This is a genomic window from Ruegeria sp. G5 (assembly GCF_056533365.1).
Genome location: NZ_JBQFOK010000003.1, coordinates 250,448 through 273,062, shown reverse-complemented (window position 1 = coordinate 273,062; position 22,615 = coordinate 250,448). Strand labels below are relative to the sequence as shown.

General features: G+C 53.3%; 15 protein-coding genes. 7 read left to right on the top strand and 8 right to left on the bottom strand.

Annotated features, from left to right (window positions below; translation table 11 throughout):
* Positions 1 to 50 precede the first annotated feature (50 nt).
* Together ACR0BD_RS07190 and ACR0BD_RS07185 are read left to right on the top strand one after the other, a co-directional pair.
* The gene (locus tag ACR0BD_RS07190) at positions 51 to 590 is read left to right on the top strand and encodes an RNA polymerase sigma factor (protein ID WP_480829869.1); all 540 of its coding nucleotides are present in this window, start codon (positions 51 to 53) and stop codon (positions 588 to 590) included.
* 29 nt (positions 591 to 619) lie between these two features.
* On the top strand, positions 620 to 2,515 hold the full coding sequence (locus ACR0BD_RS07185; protein WP_480829868.1) for a vWA domain-containing protein: 1,896 nt from the start codon (positions 620 to 622) through the stop codon (positions 2,513 to 2,515).
* A gap of 36 nt (positions 2,516 to 2,551) precedes the next feature.
* Here the strand turns inward: ACR0BD_RS07185 and ACR0BD_RS07180 are convergent, their stop codons facing one another.
* The 4 genes from ACR0BD_RS07180 to ACR0BD_RS07165 are packed head-to-tail and all read right to left on the bottom strand — an operon-like array spanning position 2,552 to position 6,457.
* On the bottom strand, positions 2,552 to 3,196 hold the full coding sequence (locus ACR0BD_RS07180) for an ABC-type transport auxiliary lipoprotein family protein (RefSeq protein WP_480696919.1): 645 nt from the start codon (positions 3,194 to 3,196) through the stop codon (positions 2,552 to 2,554).
* Positions 3,193 to 4,509 (bottom strand): MlaD family protein, encoded by a 1,317-nt coding sequence (locus ACR0BD_RS07175; RefSeq protein ID WP_480829669.1) that lies wholly within the window; start codon positions 4,507 to 4,509, stop codon positions 3,193 to 3,195. The genes ACR0BD_RS07180 and ACR0BD_RS07175 overlap by 4 nt, the downstream gene beginning before the upstream one ends.
* A gap of 6 nt (positions 4,510 to 4,515) precedes the next feature.
* Positions 4,516 to 5,331 (bottom strand): ABC transporter ATP-binding protein, encoded by an 816-nt coding sequence (locus ACR0BD_RS07170; protein WP_480829668.1) that lies wholly within the window; start codon positions 5,329 to 5,331, stop codon positions 4,516 to 4,518.
* A gap of 1 nt (position 5,332) precedes the next feature.
* A complete protein-coding gene (locus ACR0BD_RS07165; protein WP_480829666.1) occupies positions 5,333 to 6,457 on the bottom strand; it encodes an MlaE family lipid ABC transporter permease subunit in 1,125 nt (374 codons plus the stop codon).
* A gap of 241 nt (positions 6,458 to 6,698) precedes the next feature.
* Here ACR0BD_RS07165 and ACR0BD_RS07160 point away from each other — a divergent pair, with 241 nt between their 5' ends.
* The 3 genes from ACR0BD_RS07160 (at position 6,699) to ACR0BD_RS07150 (ending at position 10,913) form a co-directional block, all read left to right on the top strand.
* Positions 6,699 to 8,231: a sulfatase-like hydrolase/transferase gene (locus ACR0BD_RS07160; protein ID WP_480829665.1), complete on the top strand. Its 1,533-nt coding sequence runs from the start codon at positions 6,699 to 6,701 to the stop codon at positions 8,229 to 8,231.
* An 85-nt stretch (positions 8,232 to 8,316) separates the two neighbouring features.
* Positions 8,317 to 10,212 carry a PAS-domain containing protein gene (locus tag ACR0BD_RS07155; RefSeq protein WP_480829663.1) on the top strand — a complete coding sequence of 632 codons (1,896 nt, stop codon included), beginning with the start codon at positions 8,317 to 8,319 and terminating at the stop codon, positions 10,210 to 10,212.
* A complete protein-coding gene (locus tag ACR0BD_RS07150; protein WP_480829661.1) occupies positions 10,212 to 10,913 on the top strand; it encodes a response regulator transcription factor in 702 nt (233 codons plus the stop codon). The genes ACR0BD_RS07155 and ACR0BD_RS07150 overlap by 1 nt, the downstream gene beginning before the upstream one ends.
* A gap of 69 nt (positions 10,914 to 10,982) precedes the next feature.
* Here the strand turns inward: ACR0BD_RS07150 and ACR0BD_RS07145 are convergent, their stop codons facing one another.
* From ACR0BD_RS07145 to ACR0BD_RS07135, 3 genes are read right to left on the bottom strand one after another with little or no spacing between them, the layout of a single operon-like run.
* Positions 10,983 to 12,293 carry an HlyD family type I secretion periplasmic adaptor subunit gene (locus ACR0BD_RS07145; RefSeq protein WP_480829659.1) on the bottom strand — a complete coding sequence of 437 codons (1,311 nt, stop codon included), beginning with the start codon at positions 12,291 to 12,293 and terminating at the stop codon, positions 10,983 to 10,985.
* Positions 12,277 to 14,424, bottom strand: coding sequence for a type I secretion system permease/ATPase (locus tag ACR0BD_RS07140; RefSeq protein WP_480829657.1), 2,148 nt, complete (start codon positions 14,422 to 14,424; stop codon positions 12,277 to 12,279). Before ACR0BD_RS07140 ends, ACR0BD_RS07145 begins: the two co-directional genes overlap by 17 nt.
* Positions 14,421 to 15,761, bottom strand: a complete 1,341-nt coding sequence (locus ACR0BD_RS07135; protein ID WP_480829656.1) for a TolC family protein — start codon at positions 15,759 to 15,761, stop codon at positions 14,421 to 14,423. Before ACR0BD_RS07135 ends, ACR0BD_RS07140 begins: the two co-directional genes overlap by 4 nt.
* Before the next feature lie 62 nt (positions 15,762 to 15,823).
* Here ACR0BD_RS07135 and ACR0BD_RS07130 point away from each other — a divergent pair, with 62 nt between their 5' ends.
* Positions 15,824 to 16,072 (top strand): hypothetical protein, encoded by a 249-nt coding sequence (locus ACR0BD_RS07130; protein WP_480829655.1) that lies wholly within the window; start codon positions 15,824 to 15,826, stop codon positions 16,070 to 16,072.
* A 447-nt stretch (positions 16,073 to 16,519) separates the two neighbouring features.
* Here ACR0BD_RS07130 and ACR0BD_RS07125 read toward each other — a convergent pair whose 3' ends face one another.
* On the bottom strand, positions 16,520 to 20,128 hold the full coding sequence (locus ACR0BD_RS07125) for an Ig-like domain-containing protein (RefSeq protein WP_480829654.1): 3,609 nt from the start codon (positions 20,126 to 20,128) through the stop codon (positions 16,520 to 16,522).
* Between the two features lie 432 nt (positions 20,129 to 20,560).
* On the opposite strand from ACR0BD_RS07125, the gene ACR0BD_RS07120 reads away from it, so the two are divergent.
* The gene (locus ACR0BD_RS07120; RefSeq protein ID WP_480829653.1) at positions 20,561 to 22,612 is read left to right on the top strand and encodes a beta-propeller fold lactonase family protein; all 2,052 of its coding nucleotides are present in this window, start codon (positions 20,561 to 20,563) and stop codon (positions 22,610 to 22,612) included.
* Positions 22,613 to 22,615: the final 3 nt, after the last annotated feature.

The following is a 22,615-nucleotide window of genomic DNA, read 5'->3' as shown; positions in this document are numbered from 1 at the left end:
GTTTCGCCAAGGATTGACCTTTGTGGTCCGTCTTACTCATCGTGATGCGCATGAAAACGTCGGATGAGGACTTGGCACAAGCCGCAATAGAAGGGGACGCGGATGCGTTTGAAACCCTTTTGCAGCGGCATTACGATCGCGTTTTCCGTTTGGCTTTCCGGCTGACCGGAGTGCCAGACCTTGCAGAAGACCTAACGCAGGAAATCTGTGTGAGTTTACCAGGAAAGCTTTTGAGTTTTCGGGGCCGATCCAAGTTTACGACGTGGTTATACCGTGTGGTTGTCAATGCCGCCGAAGACGCGCGAAGGCGGCGGGCAAGTCATGCGCGCGCTTCGGTCGGTTGGGGTGATGTGGAACATATGCGCCGTGCAGAGGCCGCTGAAACAGCAGAAGCAGTCGAATGGTTGCAAAAAGCCATGCGCACCCTGCCTCAGGACTTGCAAGATACACTGGCGCTGATCCTGGAAGACGAGATGACTCATGCTCAGACGGCCGAGGTCCTTGGTGTGTCTGAAGGAACGGTGTCGTGGCGGTTGTCGGAAATCCGAAAACGTCTTCGTGCGCTGCGACAGGAGGAACTGGCCCCGTGACAGATGATCTTGAACAGCTAAAGCAGGCTATGGATGCGGTGACCCCAACTGCGGATGCAGCGCGCCGGGTGAGCAATACAACCTTGGCCCGCGAAAAATTCATTAAAGCCCAAGGATTGCGGCCTGAGAGCCGTCCCACTGTCAGGCGAGGCCCACTGGCCCGCATGACAGAAGGAGCGCAATCCATGTTAAATACGCTTTCAAGCCGCAGCGCATTGACCGCAACGACAGCAATTGCAGCAGTCGCGTTGTTTGTTTTTTTACCCCAAACCCAAGGATTTTGGCGGCAGCCAGACCAATGGTCCGAAGACCATGCCGTGCAATCGATAGCTCAATCGCCAGAGGCGGAGAATGCGTTGGTAGAAGCGCCGGTTGCTTTGCACGACCTGGCAGCTGAGCCACAAACACCTGCACCTGCAGAACTTCGAGCCTTAAGTCGTTCTAAGGTCGTCGAAGAGTTGTCTGTTTCAGACGGCTTCGCTAATGAAACGCGGGTTGAAAGAACGCGATCTGAACCGATTGCCGTCGAAACAAACACTGAAACCTTTGCGAATGCGGAAAGCAACGCATTGAAGGTGACAGCCGACGAACCAGTTTCGACATTCTCGATCGATGTCGACACGGCGTCATACGCAATTGTCCGATCTTCTTTGATGGGTGGTAATCTTCCACCCCGGGATGCCGTTCGTATCGAAGAGATGGTGAACTATTTTCCCTATGACTATCCGGTGCCAGATGGTCAGGTTCCATTTCGCCCCTCTATTACGGTAAGTCCTACGCCCTGGAACGAAGGCACTCAGTTGGTGCATGTTGCGATTCAAGGTGCAGTGCCAGAGGTTCAGAACCGTCCGCCCCTGAATCTTGTTTTTCTGATTGATACGTCTGGATCCATGCAGGATGCCAACAAACTGCCCCTTCTGAAACAGTCCTTCCGATTGCTGCTGTCCGAGCTGCGATCGGAAGATCAGGTGGCGATAGTAACCTACGCAGGCAGCGCAGGTCAGGTTCTGGAACCGACTGCCGCATCAGAAAAAAGCAAGATATTAGCGGCGCTCGACAGGCTCGAAGCTGGTGGGTCGACCGCCGGTCAGGCAGGTTTGCAACAGGCGTACCAGGTGGCAGAAGCTATATCGTCTGACGGTGAAGTAACGCGCGTCGTGTTAGCAACGGATGGCGATTTTAATGTCGGGCTCGCCGATCCAGATGAACTTAAGGAATTCATTTCGCGTAAACGCGCCAGCGGTACTTTTCTAAGTGTTCTGGGGTTTGGTCGCGGAAACTTGGATGACGCAACCATGCAGGCTTTGGCTCAGAATGGAAACGGGCAGGCCGCCTATATCGATACGTTGGGAGAAGCGCGCAAAGTTCTGGTTGACCAATTGGAAGGTGCGTTATTTCCGATTGCCAATGATGTGAAAATCCAGATTGAGTTCAACCCGGCGCAAATCGCCGAATATCGTTTGATCGGATATGAAACGCGTGCATTAAGGCGCGAAGACTTTTCCAATGACAAAGTAGATGCTGGTGACATCGGCGCAGGTCACTCGGTCACTGCGATCTATGAAGTGACGCCCATTGGATCTGATGCTGTTCGTTACAGCCCTTTGCGTTACGGCACCCAAACCTCTGCGGACAAGACGGATGAAATTGGGTATTTCAAATTGCGGTATAAAACGCCGGGTGCATCCCAAAGCCAATTGCTGGAACAACCTATTTATTTTGGGCAGGGGGACGAATCCGAAGACGTTCGGTTCGCCTATGCAATTGCAGGTTTTGGCCAGTTGTTGCGCGATAGTCCGTATTTGGGCGAGTGGACTTATGAAGACGCGATCGCTTTGGCAAATACATCCCGTGGCGATGATCCGTTTGGTTACCGCTCTGAGGCGGTCACTCTGATGCGCCTTGCGCAGTCTCTAACCAAATAGCCTTGTTTACTTTCTCAGCCCACGCGGTGACCAGTCTTACCTTGGATTGTTCGTTGCGTGGGTGTGGATTCTGCGAATGCTCCATTCGACTGCATCCCGCATCGTTTTTCCAAGAGCAACATCAAAGGCTGTCACCAGATCAGGGGTTTGATCGCTTTCCGCTATCACGAATTCGCTGAAAGAGTCGGACGCGATGATTTTGTCTTCAAATTCGTCGATGATCTTGATGTTCATTCGAACTTCGACACGAACCAAGCTCGCGTCCTCAGACTCGCTTACGACGATGCCCTGAAATTCACGCAGGTCGGGAACGATTACGTAATCAGCACGTAGACCCACGGTCGACCGACCGACGGCGGCCACTTTTCCGCTGTTTTCATAACTCTCCACCATGAGCGCCTGAACAATAAGTGGGGCGCGATCAACCCAGCGGGCTCTGGACAGGTATTGCACCTGTAGGGGCGAGGGTTGCACGGCGATCTGGTCGGTATTGACTGCGGCAGTGGCTGTCGGTTCTTCGACAACGATCTGTTTTTGTATCTTCGGCAACGAGGTGGAAAACGTGCTTTTGGGCGTCAGCAGGTACAAGTCATTTGGCTTTGAAGCCTGTTGAAGCGTACCCAATCCGGTACAGCCGGTTACCGCCGAAACGGCAAATGCCGCCAGGATCGTCCTAATCATTGACGAAACTCCGATGCTTGGGTTCCCAGCAAAAAGCGCGCTGGGTCCCGTTCAACCTTATCCACCAAGCGATCCAGACTAATGACGAGCCGCTGGGATTCTTCGATGAAGCGCGTGAATTGGGGCAGACCCACGCGTAGGAAGTCGGACAATTGCCGCCGGTTTTCCTGCACAACGCCATCGATTGTCGCCAATAGGTCAGATGCCGATCTAGAGGCGCTCAGGATGTCTGCGGATATTTCGTCGATCCGATCCGTGACCCTTGTAACAGTTGTAGCAACTTGATTGGCAGCATTGCGTATGTCGTCGACTACGGCCCCGACGTCCTCGTTAATCACCCGGTTGGCCGAGTCGAATGCCTTTTGAGCCGACACAAGGGTTCCTTCGGCGGTTTCCATCGCACCTGTGATCGAGCCCAGTGTTTCATTCGCATTTAGGAAGGTTTCAGAAACCGTCGCGATCGCCACGCTGCCTTCGCCTGACAACCGAGAAAGGTTGTCTGCCAGTGAAGATGCGCGGTCGATGAACGGCTTCAGGTCCTGTTGGATGACGCGGTCCGCCGTCTCAAAAGTAACTTGGGCGCTATCCAGTGCATTTGCGGCTGACTCGGACGCTGTTTTCACGCTTTTAAGGGTGTCTGTACCGGTTTCCAGCGTGGTTTCTGCCGTATCGGCCAGTTGGTCCAACCGTCTGGAGAAGGCCGAAATCTCTCTGGCCGCGCCACCCAAATCAGCCGAAAGGGATTCAAAATCTGATAGGGTTTTGTCCAGACGGCCTGTTGCTGAGGCCACGTTTTCGAGGATTTGCGATACCGCCTGTCGGTTCTCGTCGTCAACGACCTGGTTGATGTCTTCCAACAATGTGATGGCTTTTTCCATCAGCAGCGGGGCGCCTTCGAACAAAGATTGAATCGCGCTGCGTTTGCTTTGGATCAAACTGTTCTGAGGCAGCCGTTCAGCATTGGCTGACCCTCCGGTCAGTTCGACAAAGCTTACTCCAGTAACCCCCAGAGACTGGAGTTGGGCTACGGTTTCTGAGGTAACGGGAATATCAGCGTCAACTTCAAGCCGCACGCGGACTTTCGACGGGTCGTTCTCATCCAATTCCAACGATATGACCTGACCAACAGGCAATCCGTTATAACTGACACCACCGGCCGCAGACAGGCCTGAGACGTTCTCGAACAACACGTCATAATAGGCGTATTGGCGTGATACTTCGAATTTTGCCAGCCACAGGAAAAACCCGAATGCGCCTAGAATAGCCGCAAGGGTGAACGCGCCGATCAGGATATAATTTGCTCGGGTTTCCATGGCTTGTTACCTGTCTTGCCCTTTCTCTTGCGCCGCACGCGCCCGAGGGCCGGTGAAGTATTCTTGTACCCAAGGATGATCGACTTTGGTCATTTCTTCAATCGGTCCCTCGACCAGTACGCGTTTTTCGGCAAGCACTGCGACCCGATCGCAAATGGCATAGAGGCTGTCGAGATCGTGCGTGACCATGAAAACGGTCAATCCAAGTGCATCCTGCAACTCACCTATCAGATCGTCATAGGCTGCAGCCCCAATCGGATCCAGACCGGCGGTGGGTTCGTCAAGAAACACAATTTCGGGATCCAAAGCCAGTGCGCGAGCCAGCGCAGCGCGTTTGCGCATCCCGCCAGACAATTCCGAAGGGAATTTGTCACAACTGAGTTGCGGTAAACCGACAAGACTGATCTTCAAGCTTCCAAGCGCTGACATTAGGCTTTCGCTTAGGCCGGTATGTTCTCGTAGTGGTGCCATAACGTTTTGCAGCACTGTCAAAGATGAAAACAAAGCGCCGTCCTGAAAGGCGACGCCCCAGCGTTGTTCAATGCGGCGGCGTTCTTGTTCCGGGCCGTTTAAAACGTCGACGCCCAGAACCTCGATATTACCGGCCGCTGGTTTGTTGAGCCCGACGATTGTCCGAAGCAAAACGGATTTGCCCGTGCCTGATCCGCCAACAATGCCCAAAACTTCTCCGCGCCAAACATCCAGATCAAGGTTCTGATGCACGACTTGCGGACCAAATTGATTTGTCAGGTTGCGCACCCGGATGACAGCCTCGCGTTGAGTATCCGCTTTGTTGGTTTGTTGCAGAACGGTTCCGTCCATGTCACACCCCAATCACTGAGAAGAAGATCGAAAACAGCGCGTCCAAGGCAATGACCATGAAAATGGACTGAACAACAGATGCTGTGGTGCGCTGCCCGACGCTTTGGGCAGATCCTTTGACTTGCAGGGCTTGCCAGCAGGCAATCACGCCGATGACCAAAGCAAAGAATGGGGCTTTGATCATACCGATAGCGAATTGCCAAATGCCGGTATTCTCTTTCAACCGCGTCGCGAACATGCCCGGGCTGACGTTCAGATCAATCCAGCTCATCAATCCGCCGCCAATCAGGGCCGAGATATCAGCGATGAACCCAAGGATCGGTAACATGATCAACAGTGCAACAACCCGCGGGATAACCAGAACTTCGATGGGGTCCAGGCCCAGTGTCCGCATGGCGTCTATTTCTTCCTGAACCTTCATGGACCCGATCGAGGCGGTGAATGCCGACCCGGACCGACCGGCGACGATGATGGCAGTCAGCAAAACACCCAGTTCCCGAAGGACCGAGATAGAGATCAACTCGACCACAAAAATCTCAGCGCCGAACTGTTTCAGCTGAGTTGCACCCTGAAACGCCAGGACGACGCCAATCAGAAAACCCATCAAGGCAACGATGGGGATGGCCTTGAAACCTGTCTCTTCCATTTGGGAAACAAGCGCTGCGCCTCTTAGCCTACTTGGCTGCAACAAAGTCCGCACAAGGCGATGCAGGGTCAAGCCCAGAAACCCAAGTATTGAAAGGGTATCTTGCCACGCGCCCATTGTGCCTTTGCCGACGCCTTCCACCCAATCCGTAAAGCTGCGTTTTTGGATGTCTGGGGTCGCCTCATCTGGGATATTCTTGGAAACCGTGTCGATGAGATCGGAATAAGCGGGTAAAGCGCCCTGCAACTGCAAATTGATGCCTGCTTTTCTGACGCGATGTGCAAGGTCAGCCACAAGCCAGGCTCCGCCCGTGTCCATCGCCTGAACGTCAGACAAGTCGACAACCACGCGATCACCCTCTGGACGAAAAACAGCAAAGGCGTTTTCCACGCCGCTGAGGGACTGAGTCAACAATTCACCCGACACCCGAATACGAACGCCATCGGCGTCCCGGTCCAGTTGAAGTGCAGGTTCAGTCATAGGCGTATGTGAGTTGAAACGGCCTTGGGCTGCAATGAATATTTGTCACATACTTGCTATTTGCCTGCCGGCGGGTAGGCCTGTGTGGCAATGAAAGAACAGCCTTTGAGCGTTGGGCACAGCATACTTGTCTCATGTCTGAACAAATATGATTTTCTGTGTAACTTGCCCTGTTGCCGCTATGTTGGAACCAAGCCAAAGTCCGCACGGAAACCAATTCTTTGGAATCAGGGAAGTCGGAATGCGGCAAGCCGGAAACGTTCTGTTTATTATCATCGATCAACTCCGGGCTGACTGTCTCGCCGGTGCATTGGCGGACCATGTCGATCTGCCCAATCTGCGTGCTTTCATGTCAGATGCGGTGACCTTTGAGCGACATTTTTCAGTAACCAATCCCTGCGGACCATCTCGTGCCTCGATCCTGACCGGTCAATACGCGATGAACCATCGTTCGGTTCGCAACGGAACCCCGCTGCGTCACGACACGCCGAATATCGCAACTGAAATGAGAAAAGCTGGGTATTTACCCATGCTTTTTGGCTATACCGATACGTCGGCTGACCCAAGGGTTCATGATGTCAATGACCCAATTTTGCGGTCATATGAACAGCCAATGACGGGTTTTGAAGAAGTTGTTGAGATGCGGCTGGAAGAGTCCTTTCCCTGGCGCTCGCACCTCATGAAACAAGGGTATGAGTTCGACGACTATTGGGATGTGCACACCCCGGCCCCCGAAAAAGATAGCGACCGCCGATTGAATGACCCTGCCATGTACACGTCTCAAGACAGCGATACTGCGTTTCTGACCGATCGCTTCCTAGACAGTCTGGCTCCGTTAACCGACCAAAATTGGTTCGCGCACCTGACATATATCAGACCGCATCCGCCGCTGGTGGCGCCGGCACCCTACAACAATATGTACGATCCAACAGCACTGCCGCATCCCGCTGGGCATCCGGAATGGGAAGACGAGGCTGGTATGCATCCGTTCTTCCGCCCGACGATGCAAAAACAGAAAGCTGCGGATTTTGTGTTGGGTTTTGACGATATTGAACCGACGATTGAGAACGTCCAGACCTTGCGATCCGTCTACCTGGGTCTAGCAAGCGAAGTGGACCATCACATTGGACGGGTTGTTCAGTTCCTGAAGGACACTGGGCAATATGACGATACGTTGCTGATCATCACTGCAGACCACGGTGAAATGCTGGGTGACCGGCACAGTTGGGGCAAGATGACGGTTTATGACGCGGCCTACCAAACCCCTCTTTTGATCCGTCTGCCGGGTAACCAAGATAGGGCGGGCGCAACCGTGTCTGCTCCAACGGAATCCATTGATATCACGCCAACAATTCTCGAATGGGTCGGCCAGCCGATCCCCAACTCAATGGACGGGCGTTCGCTGATACCAGTGCTTCAAGGAGAGGCCCCGGAAAACTGGCGAAAGTATTCCTACAGCGAGTTGGAATTTGGCGATCCACAAAAACAGACGCTTTGGCAGCAACATCTTGGAACAGGTGACAGCGACTCTTGTCTGGCCATTCTGCGCGATGAACGGTTTACACTTGTCGAGTTTGCTGCTGATTTGCCACCGCTTCTATTTGACCAACAAGGTCGCGGTGAACTTGAAAATGTAGCGCAAAATCCTGACTATGCGGCGGACTTGGCGCGACTGAGCCGTCAGATGTTACGGCACAGGATGCGCAATATGGATCACACACTTTCGCTGCATTCTATCACGCCAGAGGGGCCCAAACTGAAACCCCGCTACTGAAACGCCCAACCCAATCTGTCGCGCCCGACCCCCCTACACCTGTGATTGTTCCAATGCTACCCATGTAACCTTAGGGAGGTTGGAATTGGACATCACCGAAGACCAGATCAAGGCAATGACAACTGCCGGTTTGAACCTGATCGGTCAAGGTCTGTCGATTTACGATAGCCAGTTGCGGCTGGTTGTCAGTAACCGACCCTTTCAGGACATGTTCAATTTGCCGAACGAATTGGTCCAACCGGGCGCGCTGTTTCGGGACACAATTCGATACCTCGCGGAAAACGGAGAGTATGGGAACAAGTCCGAAGTGGATGAGATCGTCGAGCGGCGCGTGAAGCAGGCTTTGACGTTTGAACCTCACTATCTGGAACGTATTCGCTCCAACGGTCAGGTGATTTCAGTCGAGGGGGCACCCCTGCCCAAAGGCGGGTGGGTCGCCGTCTATACTGACATCACCAATACCAAACAGGCCGAGTCTCTCTTGCGAGCACGGTCCGTTGAGTTGTCAGGTCAGCTTTTGAACAGGGCAGAGGAGCTTTCTGCAGCGAACCGGAAACTGGCGGCGACCAACTCGGCGCTGGAAGAAGCCAAGCGCCAGTTGACAGAGATTGAGGCGCGCACGCGTATGACGACCGAAATGATGCCGGCGCATATCGCTCATCTGAACGCCGATGGGTGTTATGACTATTCCAACCGCCGCCTCAACTCTGTCATGCCGGGTAGGCCGTCTGATATCGTGGGGATGCATATCTCTCAGGCTCTTGGATCAGTGGCCTATGTCCGGGTCGAACCTCATTTGCAAAAAGCATATGCGGGCGAAACTTCCGTGTTCGAGTTCACCGAGGATCAAGGTTCAAGACGCATTCGCGTTTCTTTTTCTCCTGATGGCGATGGCGGCGTTTACATTATGTCGGTGGATATTACCGAAGAAACGCAGGCCCGGGTTGCATTGCAGCAGACGCGCCGGCGCGCGATGGCGGCGCAGATGACGAACGGTTTGGCGCATGATTTCTCTAACCTGCTGACGATAATTCTGGGCATGCAATCGCGTTTGGAAAAAATGGATTTGCCAGAATACGCGCGCGAATTGGTCGAGGCGACCCAGCAAACTGCCCGGCGGGGTGGGCAATTGTTGAACCGGATTGCGGATATGACTGGCAGCCGAACGCTGCAGCCAAAACCTACGGACATGAGAAGCCTGCTCGAAGACCTTCGCATCTTGGCGTCGCCTTCGCTGCCGCGCGGCGTTGGGTTGTCGGTGGTTAACACGTTGCCGGATGAGGTCCTGATGCTGGATCCCGGAATGGTTCAGGATGCTTTGTTAAACCTTGTTCTAAACGCACGTGACGCTTGTGGGGGATCGGGTCAGGTCACTGTCAGTTCGCATTCCATCGACAATATTTGGATCGAAATAGCGGTTTCCGACACCGGCCCCGGGTTTTCTTCCGAGGCATTGGATAAGGCCCTGAACCCATTTTTCACGACAAAGGGCAGCAAAGGGTCGGGGTTAGGGCTGCCTATGGTCTACGACACGGTGAAACTTGCGGGCGGTGATTTAAACCTGCGCAATACACCGTCGGGGGCGTCTGTTGTCTTGCGATTGCCGTATCGACCGGCTCCACCTGTACAAGATGGGCTGGTTCTGTTGGTGGAAGACAATGACGATCTTCGCAGCCAGTTCCGTGAGATGCTGGTGGATCTTGGATTCTCGGTGATCGAAGCGACAACAAAAGATGAGGCCTTGGGACTGGCGGCCAATATCGATGATATTGCCCTTGTCCTTTCCGACATTCGGTTGGAAGGGGCGGAGACCGGCTTGGACTTGCTAGATGAACTGCCGCCATCTTTGCCTAGTATTTTGATGACATCACTCCCGTACACCGACCCTTTGCACCGACAAGCGCTGACACTTGCCCCGGTCTTGCGAAAGCCCTTTACGCGTGCTCAATTGTCTACCTTGATCAGAAGCAAGGCCGCCTGATGACTCAGCCTTTGGTTACCATTGTTGACGATGAACCCGAGATCAGGCGGATTTTGACGGATGCGCTTCAGGATGCCGGGTTTCGTACCCAAAGCTTTTCTCGTGCGCGCGAGTTCGAAGCGTCGCTGAAGCGCGTAACCCCCGATGTTTGCCTTGTGGACTTATCTTTGCCCGACACGGATGGGTTGGCGCTGGTACATCGTCTTGCGCTCGAGCAAGGTGCAGCGGTGATAATCATCTCGGGGCGTGCGCAAGTCCAGGACCGGGTAACCGGGTTGGAGTTGGGTGCCGACGACTATATCACAAAGCCTTTCGACCCGGCCGAGGTTGTAGCCAGAATTCGCGCTCGGTTGCGATCGCCAAGAACCCAGATGACCCATTCAGATCTGGCCCGCTTTAACGGATGGACGGCGCATTTTGATCGTTATGTGCTGGAAGACGTCTCCGGCGCTGAAACACCGTTTAGTCATGCCGAAGGCGAGGTGCTGCGTTTGTTTCTCGAAAGCCCAAAGCGTTTGATCAGCAGGGCTCAGATGCAAGAAGCGTTAGGTGGTGCAGCCGGTGACAGTTTTGATCGGGCAATGGATGTGCGCATATCGCGTTTGCGTACCAAATTGGGTGAGGATCCCAAGAATCCACGGTTGATCAAAACCATTTACGGTGCGGGTTACATTTTCTTAGGCGACGTCGAGTGGCGCTGAACAAAGAAACCTAGAAACCCAATTAATTTTGAAATTAAAAAGGTTTGAGCGGAAACTAGAGCGGGCAAATCATTCTCGTAGTGCCCGCTCCTTAACTTTGACGACCGGTTGCATCAGGTATTCCAATACGGTTTTTCGACCAGAAAGAATGTCTACCTCGGCAATCATTCCGGGAATGATCTCGACAGCTACACCATTGGCATCCAAGATGGACTGACGGGTTTCAATTTCCACGACATAGACTTGCTCATCATTGCGTTCAGATCGGGTAATTGTGTTGGCCCCTATTCGTGTGATTTCACCATCAAGTGCGCCGTAACGGGCAAAATCATACGCTGTCAGTTTCACTTTGACAGGTTGCCCGGCGTGCAAAAATGCAATGTCTTCGGGTCTGACGTAGGCTTCCACCATTAGTCTGTCATCCAAAGGGACCAATTCAACAAGCTCTTCACCACTGCGCGCTAACCCCCCGATCGTGGTTCGGTGAATCCGATTGACGATGCCACGTACCGGGGCTTTGACCAAAGCGCGGTTTGCCCGATCCTGCAGAGCTGGCAATACAGGTTTCAGGGCTGCAAGCTCCGCGGTTGTTATTGCCAGGTCTGTTAGCGCGGCACTTCTGAACCGGCTGTGTGCTGCGTTGATGCGATCGTCAATTTCGTCGAGCCCGGTTTGCAACCTGTTAGTTACTGCTGTGGCTCTGGTCTTTCTACCCATCCATTCCGCCTCACTGCGTCGTAACGAAAGCAATGTGGTGGCAGGTTCCATCCTTTGTTCCACCAACGGCGTCATGATTGCGCGTTCCTCAGCGAGTATCCTGAGTGTTTCATCAGCTGTAACCTTATCAACCAGCCCTTCTTCATATTCTCGCTGTCGTTGTTGTCTTTGCCGCTCGAGGATTGCGATTTCAGCGCGTAGTTCAGCCTGGCGTCCTTGGTACAGTGCCGTTTCCGATCGGATTACGTCTGGTGCTCCGTCTATGAGCTCTGGGGAAAAAACCAGAGCGTTTCTTTCGATTTCTGCCTGTAGCCTCTCAGCGCGGGCCATCAATCCAAACGCGCGTTGTTGTTCCTGACTGAATTGGCTATCGATCTGGGTGGCATCAAATTCCATCAACAACGCACCCTTTTCGACGATTTCACCTTCGCTGACATACAGAGATTGAAGAACCCCGGCTTCTGTCGCTTCAATAACCTGAACATCGGCAGAGGGTACGACCCTGCCGTCAACGCGCGTTACATCGTCCAGCTCTGTCAGATAGGCCCACCCCCCCGCACTCACAAGGCAGCCAAAAATGGCAAGCAGCAGTAACGAACCTCGCAACGGTGACTTTCCGCGCATCTCGCGAGCCAGATTGGCCAAGTCATGATGTCGCGACATTTAGGTGCCCTCTGCTTTTCTCAGCGTATTTCACTATCGAACTCTTGGGTCCATCCACCTTTATCCGACCGGCTTCGACAACAATCACACGGTCAACAAGGGCCAATAGGCTTGGCTTGTGTGTGATAATTATTGTCGTTGTCTCAGCAGTTGATTGTTTGAGGCGTTGGATGACTTCCGTTTCTGTCTTTATGTCCATGGCACTTGTCGGCTCATCCATCAGCAGGATCGGAGGTTGACCGACCAAAGCCCTTGCGAGGGCGATGGATTGTCGTTGCCCTCCGGACAGTCCTTCTCCTCTCTCAGATAAGATCATCTCATATCCGTTTGAGGTATGTGCTGCGAACGCATCAACGCCTGCAATCCGCCCTGCTTGAAGGATATCCTCGTCGCGCGCGCGAAAACTGCCGCTGGCGATGTTGTCGCGGATAGAGCCTGAAAACAGCCAGACATCCTGCAAAACAGAACCAATACTTTGCCTCAGATCACCTGGATCCAACTGGCGAACATCAATGCCATCCATTGCGATTGAGCCTGAATGCGGTTCGTAGAGACCAAGAAGCAGGCGCGCGATCGTACTTTTCCCGGATCCAATCGGGCCCAAAATCGCAACTTTTTCGCCGGGTTTGATCTCAAACGATACGTCTGAAAGGGTGTTGTCGGTTTGGTCGGGATAGCTAAAGCACACGTTCTTAAACGAAATTTGGCCTGTGAAAGTTGGGCGACTGATCCATTTGCGTCCTTGCGGCCTTTCGTTCTCGGCGCTCATAAGAGCGTTCAGATTTCGATAAGCGCTTTTGGCCTGATTTACGCGCGTCAGAGTTTGAGCAAGCTGCCCAAGCGGTGCGAGGGCACGGCCGGTCAACATGACAGATGCGACCAACGCGCCCATGCTTCCTTGGCCATCAGAGATTAGAAATACACCAAAAAACACGATCAGCACTTGCGCGGCTTGTTGAGTGAAACCCGTCAAGTTCAGGGCGAATTGAGTTATTGCTCGACTGCGCGTGCCGTGTGATGATTGCCGCTCAATCGCGGCTTCCCAGCGTGACCGCATTTGCAGCGCCGCTGTCGTTGTCTTGATTGTCTCAAGTCCTGACACCGTTTCAACTAAGACGGACTGTTTCGACTGACCGTCTTTGAAGCTATCATCTGCCAATCTTGAGAGAAACGGTTGTATCAGGAGGCCCGTCACCAAGACGATTGGGACTGCTAAGGCGGGAACCAAGGCGAGCGGACCCCCGATCATATGTATTACCAAGATGAACAGTGCAATGAAGGGCAGATCGACCAATGCCACCAGTGTTGCCGAAGTAAAGAACTCACGCAGAGTTTCGAATTCTCGGATCGTGCTGGTCATTGCGCCGGTAGATCCCGTCCGGGAGCGCATTTTGATGTTCAACAACTGCGCAAATATCCGGCGGCCCATCAGCATATCTGCCTTTTGTCCTGCGCGGTCGATGAATCCGGCACGCAATAGTTTAAGGAGGAAGTCGAATACCAGCGCCAAACCAACGCCCATTGTAAGTGCGATCAGAGATTCTGTTGCTTCGTTAGGCAATACACGGTCATAGACCACCATAATGAAAACCGATGTCGACAAACCAAGCAGGTTAGCCAACGCAGCAGCCAAAATGACCTGAGTATACGACCAACGGTTAGCCAGCATTGCTGCCCAGAACCAGTGCCCTTGAGCGTTTGCTCCGTTTAGGCCCGGGTCTCGCTCATGGGCCCTTCGAAATAAAATGGCATACCCGGTATACGAATTGTCTAGTTTGCTTTCTGCAATCTGGCCAATTTCATCACCAAGACTCGGATCGAAAATTAGAATTTTGCCTGATTTTGAACGCCCGTGAAATACTACAGCGCGTTGGTTCTCCAACAGAAGGATTGCAGGCGTCAAACTGTCATCGAAGTCGTTTAGTTTCCTGTTGCCGTACCCGGTCTGAAGCCCCGCAGTTTGCGCTGCGTCAACTACATCTCGAATGTTGGCTTCCTCGGTTCTTCCAGATTGATTGGCAAAAAGAGCTGTTTGTGTAAGTGCGCACTCCAAGTGATCGGCGACATGCAACAGGCAAGCTTCAATCTCTGTCAATCTGGGGCTGTTCGGGAAAGGTTGAACGATACTCATCGGGATTGGCCCTGTTGTTCAGAAGATACCCCGAGCAAGTCCAGTATGTCCCCAGTCAAACTGAGGATTGAATACTCTGTCAGAAAAAAGCTTTGTTCTGCCAAAATCTGCCTTTCCTGAGCGTTCACAAAGTCACGTTGTGCGTCCAAGATTTCGATCAGACTGCGGCGCCCGATTGTAAATTGGGCACGAGTGGCCGTTACGTTATCGGCGTTAGTCTGTGCCGCAATACGGGCAGCCCGCAGTCTTTCCGCTCCGGCTTGCTGGTCTGAACGAATGAACTCTAACTCGCGTCTAATGGACCGAACAACATTCTCGCGTGCAAACTCTGCTTCGCGCACGTTCGCCTCCGCGTTTGAGATTGCGGCGCGCCGTCGACCTGTGCTGTCCAACTCATAGTTGAAAGACATATCGATCCCGAAATTTGCGTCGTTGTTATCATCTCGATCTGCAAAGGCGGCGACCTCAACACTTGGCTTGCGTCTTGCGATCGCGGCCGTTTGTTCAGCACGCGCGGCGATCAGTGCAGCATCTGCACGACGGACCAGAGGGCTGTTCTCTATGATCTGAACATCGGAAAGCGCAAGGCGTGGTGCAGAAACTGGTGGATCCAAGGGACCTGGCGTTTGGCCGAAGACTTCGCGAAAGTTGGCTTCGGCACGGTCAGTTCGCGCGTTTGCATCAGCCAAGCGTGTCTGGGCATCTGCCAATCTGGACTCTGCGGCCAAAACGTCTGCGTTTGACCCAGCCCCTTGGTCAAACCTTTCCTTCGTTTGCCTGACAAATTCCTGATGAGTCTCCACGTTTCGAACCAGGATTTTCTGAATCTCACGATGATCCCGAACAGCCACATAAGCCTCGATCGCTTTCAGCGCGATGGCAGACGCGGTCTGGAGTTGCTCGCCACGCGTTTCGACAACTCTGGCTTTTGCAGCAGCCAAGTCCCCAGACGCGGCTCCGCCGTCATAGAGAAGTTGCGATACGCGTAAAAAGGGAGTGACATCTGCAATATCAGTGTCGATACGCTCTGTTCTGGCGTTCATCCCCAAGGATACGCGGGGAAGAAATGCACCTCTTGCGGCAACCTGATTTGCGGTCGCTGATTGGTATCTCGCATCGCTTTGCGCTTTTGCTGGGTTGTTTTCGACGGCGAATTTGACGCGTTGTCCAAATTCACTTTCTAACAGTTCAGGAAATTTCGTTTGAGAATCTGCATCGACTGAACCAGTTTCCAACGGAACTTGCAGTCCGGTAATATCGGGGGTTGCAACACAGGCCGACATCCAACTGGCCAGCGTTAAGAAAAGCGCTTTTGTTGCGTTGTTTCGATTGAGCATTGGTGTTTCACACCTCACTGAATTCCAATAGGTCTCCGCTGTGGGCGTTTGCGAAGGCCTTCATGAAATCGGAAACACCTGAATTATCAGTAAATTTTTTTGAGGTGGTGTTGTTGGCAAATCATTTTGTGCGTTGGCCCACCACGCGCAGTGAGACAGCGAAACAAGATGCGCGTAAGTCAACTGCATCGCACCATGGTCAACGAGAGGCTTTAGCGCATGACATTCATCTCATCAGCAAAATCTCTAAGGGTTGGGAGAAAAGTTTGAACCTTTTTCCAACTCACTGGACAGATTGTCGCTATCACTGAGGAATGCTTCTTTTGTCGGGCAATCCCCGACCAGTCCCGAAGCTTAGTCTACAAACAAATGGAGTTTTCTGCTTACTGCGCGTGGAGCGTAATAGCCAAGTTGAAACTGGAGACAGCTAAGAGCCAATAGCACGTAACCCGAAAGCCAACGCCCACCTGGCGAGACGAAGGCAGATTTGCCCTCTTGCGTTAAAGAGAACAACGCTCTCGGTACAATGCGATAACCATCTTTTGGAATTTAATCGGAAACGCCGCTGCTACCTGCACGGCTTCGATATGGACGATCTCGGATTCAAATTGTTCGTTCGCGAAAAAGTAGTTGGTAAATCGCGACCAACTTCGGTTTCTGCAACTGACATAAGTTATTGGAACGAAATTTATTTCCCCTGGCAGCCTGTTTTAATTGAGTAACCCTGCCGGCATTTGAGGCCAGCAGGGCAAATAGGATCAGGCCGTCGCGCCAGTTGGGTCGGTGTGCAGAATATTGTCAGATGTCAGACCGCTTAGATCATCCAACCCGTCGAAGTGGGCCATAGTGTCAATTGAGGCAGTGGTTGGGTTGGAATAGTCAACCTTGACCAATACACTGTCATTGCCGTCAGTTGCCAAAACGAAGATCTCATCTCCTGCTTGGGTGCCGATGAAGCTCTCAACCGCGGCTTCAACTGTTGCGGAAGAAAGATCATCAAGTACTGTAGTCAGCCCGACAACGCCCGTGTTCGTTCCCAAGGTGCCACCCGTTGCCAGGGTTTCCACTTCTGTTCCGTTGCCTCTGAGAGAACTAACGTCCAACCCGCTGAACATCAAAGCGTCCGAGACATCTGCAGCAGGGCCTAGTGTGAATCCTGTAATGGTATCCAAACCGTTTGTGGAAGGGTCTGCTTCAAAGACGACCACGTCTCGCCCTGCATCGGAGACATCTATCGAGTCGTTGCCTTCCTGACCGCGGATCACTGTGTCCAAATCCGAAGCGACTAGCGTATCGTTTGCGCCGGTGCCTAAGACGTACATAGTTGGACCGCCATCGGGGGTTGTAATGGACAGCTCAACTGGTTGAGTGGCGTCTTGAACCGTCATCGTAAAGGTGACCAGCGGTTGGGAAAGGTCAGTAAAGACGGCGGCCGCACCCCCGAAACTGATTGTAGAACCGTTCACAGGGTTGGTCAGGAACAGATCAAATGCGCTGTTTTCGACATCTGATCCGTTGTCGAAGGTAACGACCGTGGGATCGAAACCTAACTCAGCAGTAACGGCCAACCCACTGGAAATATCACGGTCGGGGTCGGCATAGATTTCGAACGTTATGGTCGTGCCGTTGTTTCCAGCCTCCACGATCGTATAAGCCGCTGGTTCGTAGGCCGTGTTCTGCTCGGATGCAGGTAGAGGATCCGGTCCCGCGGCAACTGTGGCTTGTACTTGAAAATCCATGCTGTCGCCGACGTTGATCCCGGAAAACGCGGCAGACCCTACCGCCAATGACCAACTGCCGTCGGGCGCAACAGTGGTGCTGCCGACAGATCCGTTGTTCAGAGTTACGTTGACAACTTGTCCGGACGCGAGGCCGACCGACGTGCCTGAAATGGTCAGACCATCATTTTGTGCATCGCTCAAAGAGATAGCGCCATTGGTGCCCACTGGGTCGATATTGAGAATAGGTCGCAGATCGGTTGCCAGACTTGCCGTGGCCGGTGTTGACACGTTGCCAGCACCATCGTTTACAGTCGCGGAAACCACAAAATTGCTGCTGTCGGGCAGCGCTGCCAAGTCAGCTGCAGGTAGTGTTGCTGACCAGGTTCCTCCTGAGATGACCCCGGTATAAGTCTGACCGTTGAGAGTAACTGTGACAGTCTGTCCGTCCCCGGCATTTGTTGTTCCCGAGACAGTCAGATCATTGCTGGTTTCGGTGATGTCCAATGTTGCGCCGACGGGCAACGCATTCATAGTAATCGATGGGGCGGTGAAATCAGTGGAAAAGCTTTCAGTGTCGCTGGCGGTATTTCCGGCGGCATCCTCGACGCTGGCACTGACCTGGTAGGCTATACCGTCTTGTAAACCGCCGAGTTCTGCGACTGTGGCTGTATAGCTCCAGTTGCCGCTAGCGACTGTGGCTGTTCCAGAAATGTCCACCGTGCCATCGGGTTGAACGATTTCTACCGCGATAACCGTTCCGTCCACAGCGTCAGACGTTCCGGTTATTGTTAGGTCTGTGCCTTGTTCCACAGCATTCATAATGCCGTCATCTAGAACACTGGCGATTGAAATCATCGGAGCTGTAAAATCGGTCGCGAAGCTATCAGTTGCTTGAAGTGCGGGGTTTCCGGCAGCGTCGGATACATCAGCAGTTATAGCTATTGTTGCTCCGTCGGGCATTGCGACTAAGTCGGCGGATGGGACTGTAGCGCTCCAATTCCCTCCCGAGACCGTGGCCGAATAGCTACTGCCATTCAGGGCAACAGTGACGATTTGGCCATCTTCGGCGTCTGTCGAACCGGAAATTACGAGGTCTACAGCGGCCTCTGCAGAATTCAATACCGAACCAGCGGAGAGGGTATCAATGCTCAGGCTTGGGCCGGATACGTCTTTCTCGACGGGGACGCTTGCCTGAGGTGCCGGAAGGCCGTCAGTGTCAGAGACATCAGCAGTAATCGTAAACGATCCGCCGTCCGCCAAGTTGACGAGATCCATGGATGGTATAGTCACGCTCCAGCTGTCACCGGACACCATTCCGGTATAAGACTGGCCATCCAGCATGACGGTGACCTGCTGCCCGTCCGGCACGTTGCCTGTAGAACCGGAAATCAACAGGTCAGATCCAATTTCCGCAGCATTTAGTACGCCGTCGCTCGACACTGGAGAAATGCTGATTGATGGTCCAGTAAGATCAACTGGCACGAAAGCCGTCGCTGGAAGAGACACATTACCTGCGGCATCATTTACAACGGCGCTGAAGGACGCTGGTATCCCTGTCGATAGTTCAGATAGGTCAGCTACTGGTATGTCAACGCTCCAGCTCCCACCTGAAACGGTCGCGGTATAAGTTTGGTCGTTGAATGTCAGGGCAACGTTCTGTCCGTCACTTGCGGAAGTTGACCCAGACACGGTCAGGTCGCCGATTACGTCAATCAGATCAATCGAACCGCCAGCAACCTGATCTATCGAGACGGTCGGCGCAGTGAAATCCGTCAGGAAACTGGAACTTGCCTGAGTTGCAGGATTGCCAGCTTCATCCAAGACGTCGGCTGTCACCACGATTGTCGACGAATCTGCTAATTGGGCGACATCGGCAGCAGGTACCTCGATTTTCCACTTTCCGCCTTCCGCGCTGCCCTTGTAGGTTTGACCGTCGACGGTGACAGTCACAGTTTGTCCGTTTTCTGCATTTGTCGCACCCGTGATAGCGAGGTTCGAGGCCTGTTCGGCCGCGTTCAGTGTAACGCCACTGGAAAACCCAGTGATGGATATTGTTGGTGGCACCGTATCGACATCGAGTTTTACACTATCGACTGACAACTCATTGCCTTCCGAGTCCAGGCTTCGCACCGTGATGTCTGTGACGCCTTGAGGCAGGTTCTCAGCTTGATCTTGTGTGAGTGACAAACTCCAGCTTCCGTCATCATTCAGGATTGCCGGAGCCGTAAATGAGCCAATGACAACCTCGACAGCGGCGGTGTCTGCAGGAGCCGCTATTTTCAGCGCAGCGCTACTGATTGCGTCGGCCTGTGCGCCAGCAAGATTCAAGTGCGGATACGTTGGAGTAGGGGGGGGCGTGGGTGTCGTATCTTCGTCACCACCTCCACCGCCACCGCCGCCTCCCGCGGCGGCAGCTCCAGCCAGCCCCAAACCGCCAAGTGCAAGCCCTGCGCCACTAATGCCGCCGGTTGCTGCCGCTGCGCCGCCCGCTTCGGCAGCAAGACTGAACTGGGCAATTTCAGCCACTGCGCTTTCTGCAATCATGATCGCACCGCTGTCCAGAACCTGAACGTTTTCTGCTTCCACAACTATTTTTCGACCATCCGTCATTTTCAAAAGAACGTCACCGTTCTCCAGAAGTTTCACGGAGCGAACCCCAGTTATGGTGTCGGCAAACTGAAACGCATAGAGTTCTTCAATGGTGGCTTGTGCAAATGCCGGAAGTGCAAGCAAAGTTGATGCGAGACCTCCACCCAACCCGCGACCCGCCCAACGACGCATTTTAGCATCCATCCATTTTTGCAACCGTGACTGAGAGGCCTTGTTGCTTTCAGAGTCATTTACTTGGGATCTTGTTTCTTTGGTCATCATACCCTCACATGTGGTGTTCGTGTCCGCCCGAGGGGGTCGGTTGCCGTTCATTTGTCTTACCCGTCCGAAACTCATGCGAGCGGATGGCAAAAATTGATTTAAACTCAAACTGAACTTCTCGTTTTCACCACAATCCCGCTTTGGTTTCGGCCTGGGCATCAGATCATCCTGTTGATGGGGCCAGGTAACGGCGTGGGATGATTGGTTATGATGCTTCAGTTCAAAAGTGTGGTTGCAACAAGCAGCGCAGCGCTTGATTCAGGTATCGGCGATACGGCTTTAAAAACGTTTAACGGCGATACGTATCTCTACAGCGTGACAGGACCGGGTGGCGGGATCGTGGTCTGGAAGCTGGACGAGGGTTCGGTGCCGCAGGTCCAGGATACCGAATATTTTAGCGGTACTATTGCGTTTCAGGTCGGTCGAACAGCGACTCCAGTTTCTCTGGCTGACGAGGATCAGCTGATTCTGGACGTTGATATTGCAACGGGTCTGATAGGCTATGAGTTGAACCCGGATGGTACAATCGGTGTGCTGACTGAAACCGGGTCGCTTACTGGTGGTGGTGACGTTTCGTCCGTGGTTCAATGGTCGACCGGTGCCGGAGATTTCTTAGCGATCGCAAACGGATCTTCAGATCAAATCACGACATACACCGTCAACAACGACGGGACGCTGGGTTTTGTAGGGGTGAACGCAGGGCACGCAGACTCGATGCAGGTTTTGCAAACAGCATCCGGCCCGGTCGTCATCGCTGCCAATGCTACGTCGGACTCAATCGAAACCTATTCTGTCGACAGTAATACCGGCGTCATGAACCCGGTTGATAACCAAGAGACCCTTGGGACCTTGGGTATCGCGGTGCCAACTGCTGTTGAAGTTGTACAGGCCTACGGTCAGTCTTGGGTCATCGTAGCCGGTGCTCAAAGCAGCTCTTTGAGCGTGATGAAGCTCGGAAATGACGGGAGTTTAAGCCCGACGGACCACGTGTTGGATTCACTTCACACGCGTTTCGGTGGTGTCCAGGATCTGGAAATCATTGAGGTGGATGGCCATGTTTTTGTCGTCGCAGGTGGTGGGGATGATGGCGTTTCATTGTTCACCATGACGCCGGGCGGGCAGTTGGTGCACCAGCACAGTTTTGAAGATACATTGCAAACTGGTCTGCAGAATGTGGAGACGCTGAGTGTCGCGCATGTTGGTGACGAGTTGCAAATCTTTGCGTCATCTCAGCAGGATGCAGGCTTGACGCAACTGACGGTGGATGTGTCCCAACTCGGTACTGTGCAGACCGGTTTTGGTACCGTTTCCGGGACGGCGCAGAATGACATCCTGAGTGGTAGCATTCTAGAGACCACGCTCGTTGGCGGGGCAGGCGATGATATCCTGATCTCGGGTATTGGCTCTACGACGATGACAGGTGGAACAGGGGCCGACATTTTTGTCGCTCAATTTGGAAGCGATCCCATGACCATCACCGATTTTCAGGCCGGGATAGATCGTTTGGATTTGTTTGACTATCCGCTGCTGAGGACACCTTCGCAGCTTGATTTCACCCCGACATCTATGGGGGCTCTGATCCAATACTTAAATGAAGAGATTGAGGTATTCTCGTCCTCAGGCGGGCCACTTTCGATCGAGCAGATCTTTGGAGCGGGATTTGAAGGGCCTGACCACATCCCCGTTGATTTTGGAAACTTCGGAGGTTTGCGGCCAAACAGCTCGGACGGGGTTCAAGGCGACGTAAACATAGATTCGGAAACGGAGAACGCTGCGCTTAGCGATGCTGAAATCCGTTTTACACCGGATGGTGGTGGCACGATCAGCGTCCAAGCTGATGATGACGGCCGGTTCGATCTTGAGCTACCTTCCGGGACGTTCGACGGAACACTGGAAATCGTCAAATCCTATTCGACCGCCAGTTCCGAAATCACCGCACTGGATGCCTTGCAGGTATTGCGAATTTCGGTCGGTCTTGATCCGACATGGGGCGCAGCATCTGCAGAGAATCTGATCGCGGCTGACATAACGCGGGACGGAACTGTTAACGCGTTGGATGCCCTTGCCGTGTTACGTGCTGCAGTTGGGCAGCCGTCGTCCCACGAGCCTGAATGGGTGTTTCTGGATTCAGATGCTGATCTGTCTGGCATCACGAAATCAAACGTCAATTACGAGGTCGGCGCAGAACTTACTGTGATCGACAATGTTTTCGCAACGGACATGACGTCCATACTTTTGGGCAACCTCGAACAGGTTTGACCA

Excerpts from the sequence above, each read along its gene's own strand:
- ACR0BD_RS07190 (WP_480829869.1), top strand. The coding sequence starts at position 51 with ATGAAAACGTCGGATGAGGACTTGGCACAAGCCGCAATAGAAGGGGAC.
- ACR0BD_RS07185 (WP_480829868.1), top strand. The coding sequence starts at position 620 with ATGGATGCGGTGACCCCAACTGCGGATGCAGCGCGCCGGGTGAGCAAT.
- ACR0BD_RS07180 (WP_480696919.1), bottom strand. The coding sequence starts at position 3,196 with ATGATTAGGACGATCCTGGCGGCATTTGCCGTTTCGGCGGTAACCGGC.
- ACR0BD_RS07175 (WP_480829669.1), bottom strand. The coding sequence starts at position 4,509 with ATGGAAACCCGAGCAAATTATATCCTGATCGGCGCGTTCACCCTTGCG.
- ACR0BD_RS07170 (WP_480829668.1), bottom strand. The coding sequence starts at position 5,331 with ATGGACGGAACCGTTCTGCAACAAACCAACAAAGCGGATACTCAACGC.
- ACR0BD_RS07165 (WP_480829666.1), bottom strand. The coding sequence starts at position 6,457 with ATGACTGAACCTGCACTTCAACTGGACCGGGACGCCGATGGCGTTCGT.
- ACR0BD_RS07160 (WP_480829665.1), top strand. The coding sequence starts at position 6,699 with ATGCGGCAAGCCGGAAACGTTCTGTTTATTATCATCGATCAACTCCGG.
- ACR0BD_RS07150 (WP_480829661.1), top strand. The coding sequence starts at position 10,212 with ATGACTCAGCCTTTGGTTACCATTGTTGACGATGAACCCGAGATCAGG.
- ACR0BD_RS07145 (WP_480829659.1), bottom strand. The coding sequence starts at position 12,293 with ATGTCGCGACATCATGACTTGGCCAATCTGGCTCGCGAGATGCGCGGA.
- ACR0BD_RS07140 (WP_480829657.1), bottom strand. The coding sequence starts at position 14,424 with ATGAGTATCGTTCAACCTTTCCCGAACAGCCCCAGATTGACAGAGATT.
- ACR0BD_RS07135 (WP_480829656.1), bottom strand. The coding sequence starts at position 15,761 with ATGCTCAATCGAAACAACGCAACAAAAGCGCTTTTCTTAACGCTGGCC.
- ACR0BD_RS07130 (WP_480829655.1), top strand. The coding sequence starts at position 15,824 with ATGAAATCGGAAACACCTGAATTATCAGTAAATTTTTTTGAGGTGGTG.
- ACR0BD_RS07120 (WP_480829653.1), top strand. The coding sequence starts at position 20,561 with ATGATGCTTCAGTTCAAAAGTGTGGTTGCAACAAGCAGCGCAGCGCTT.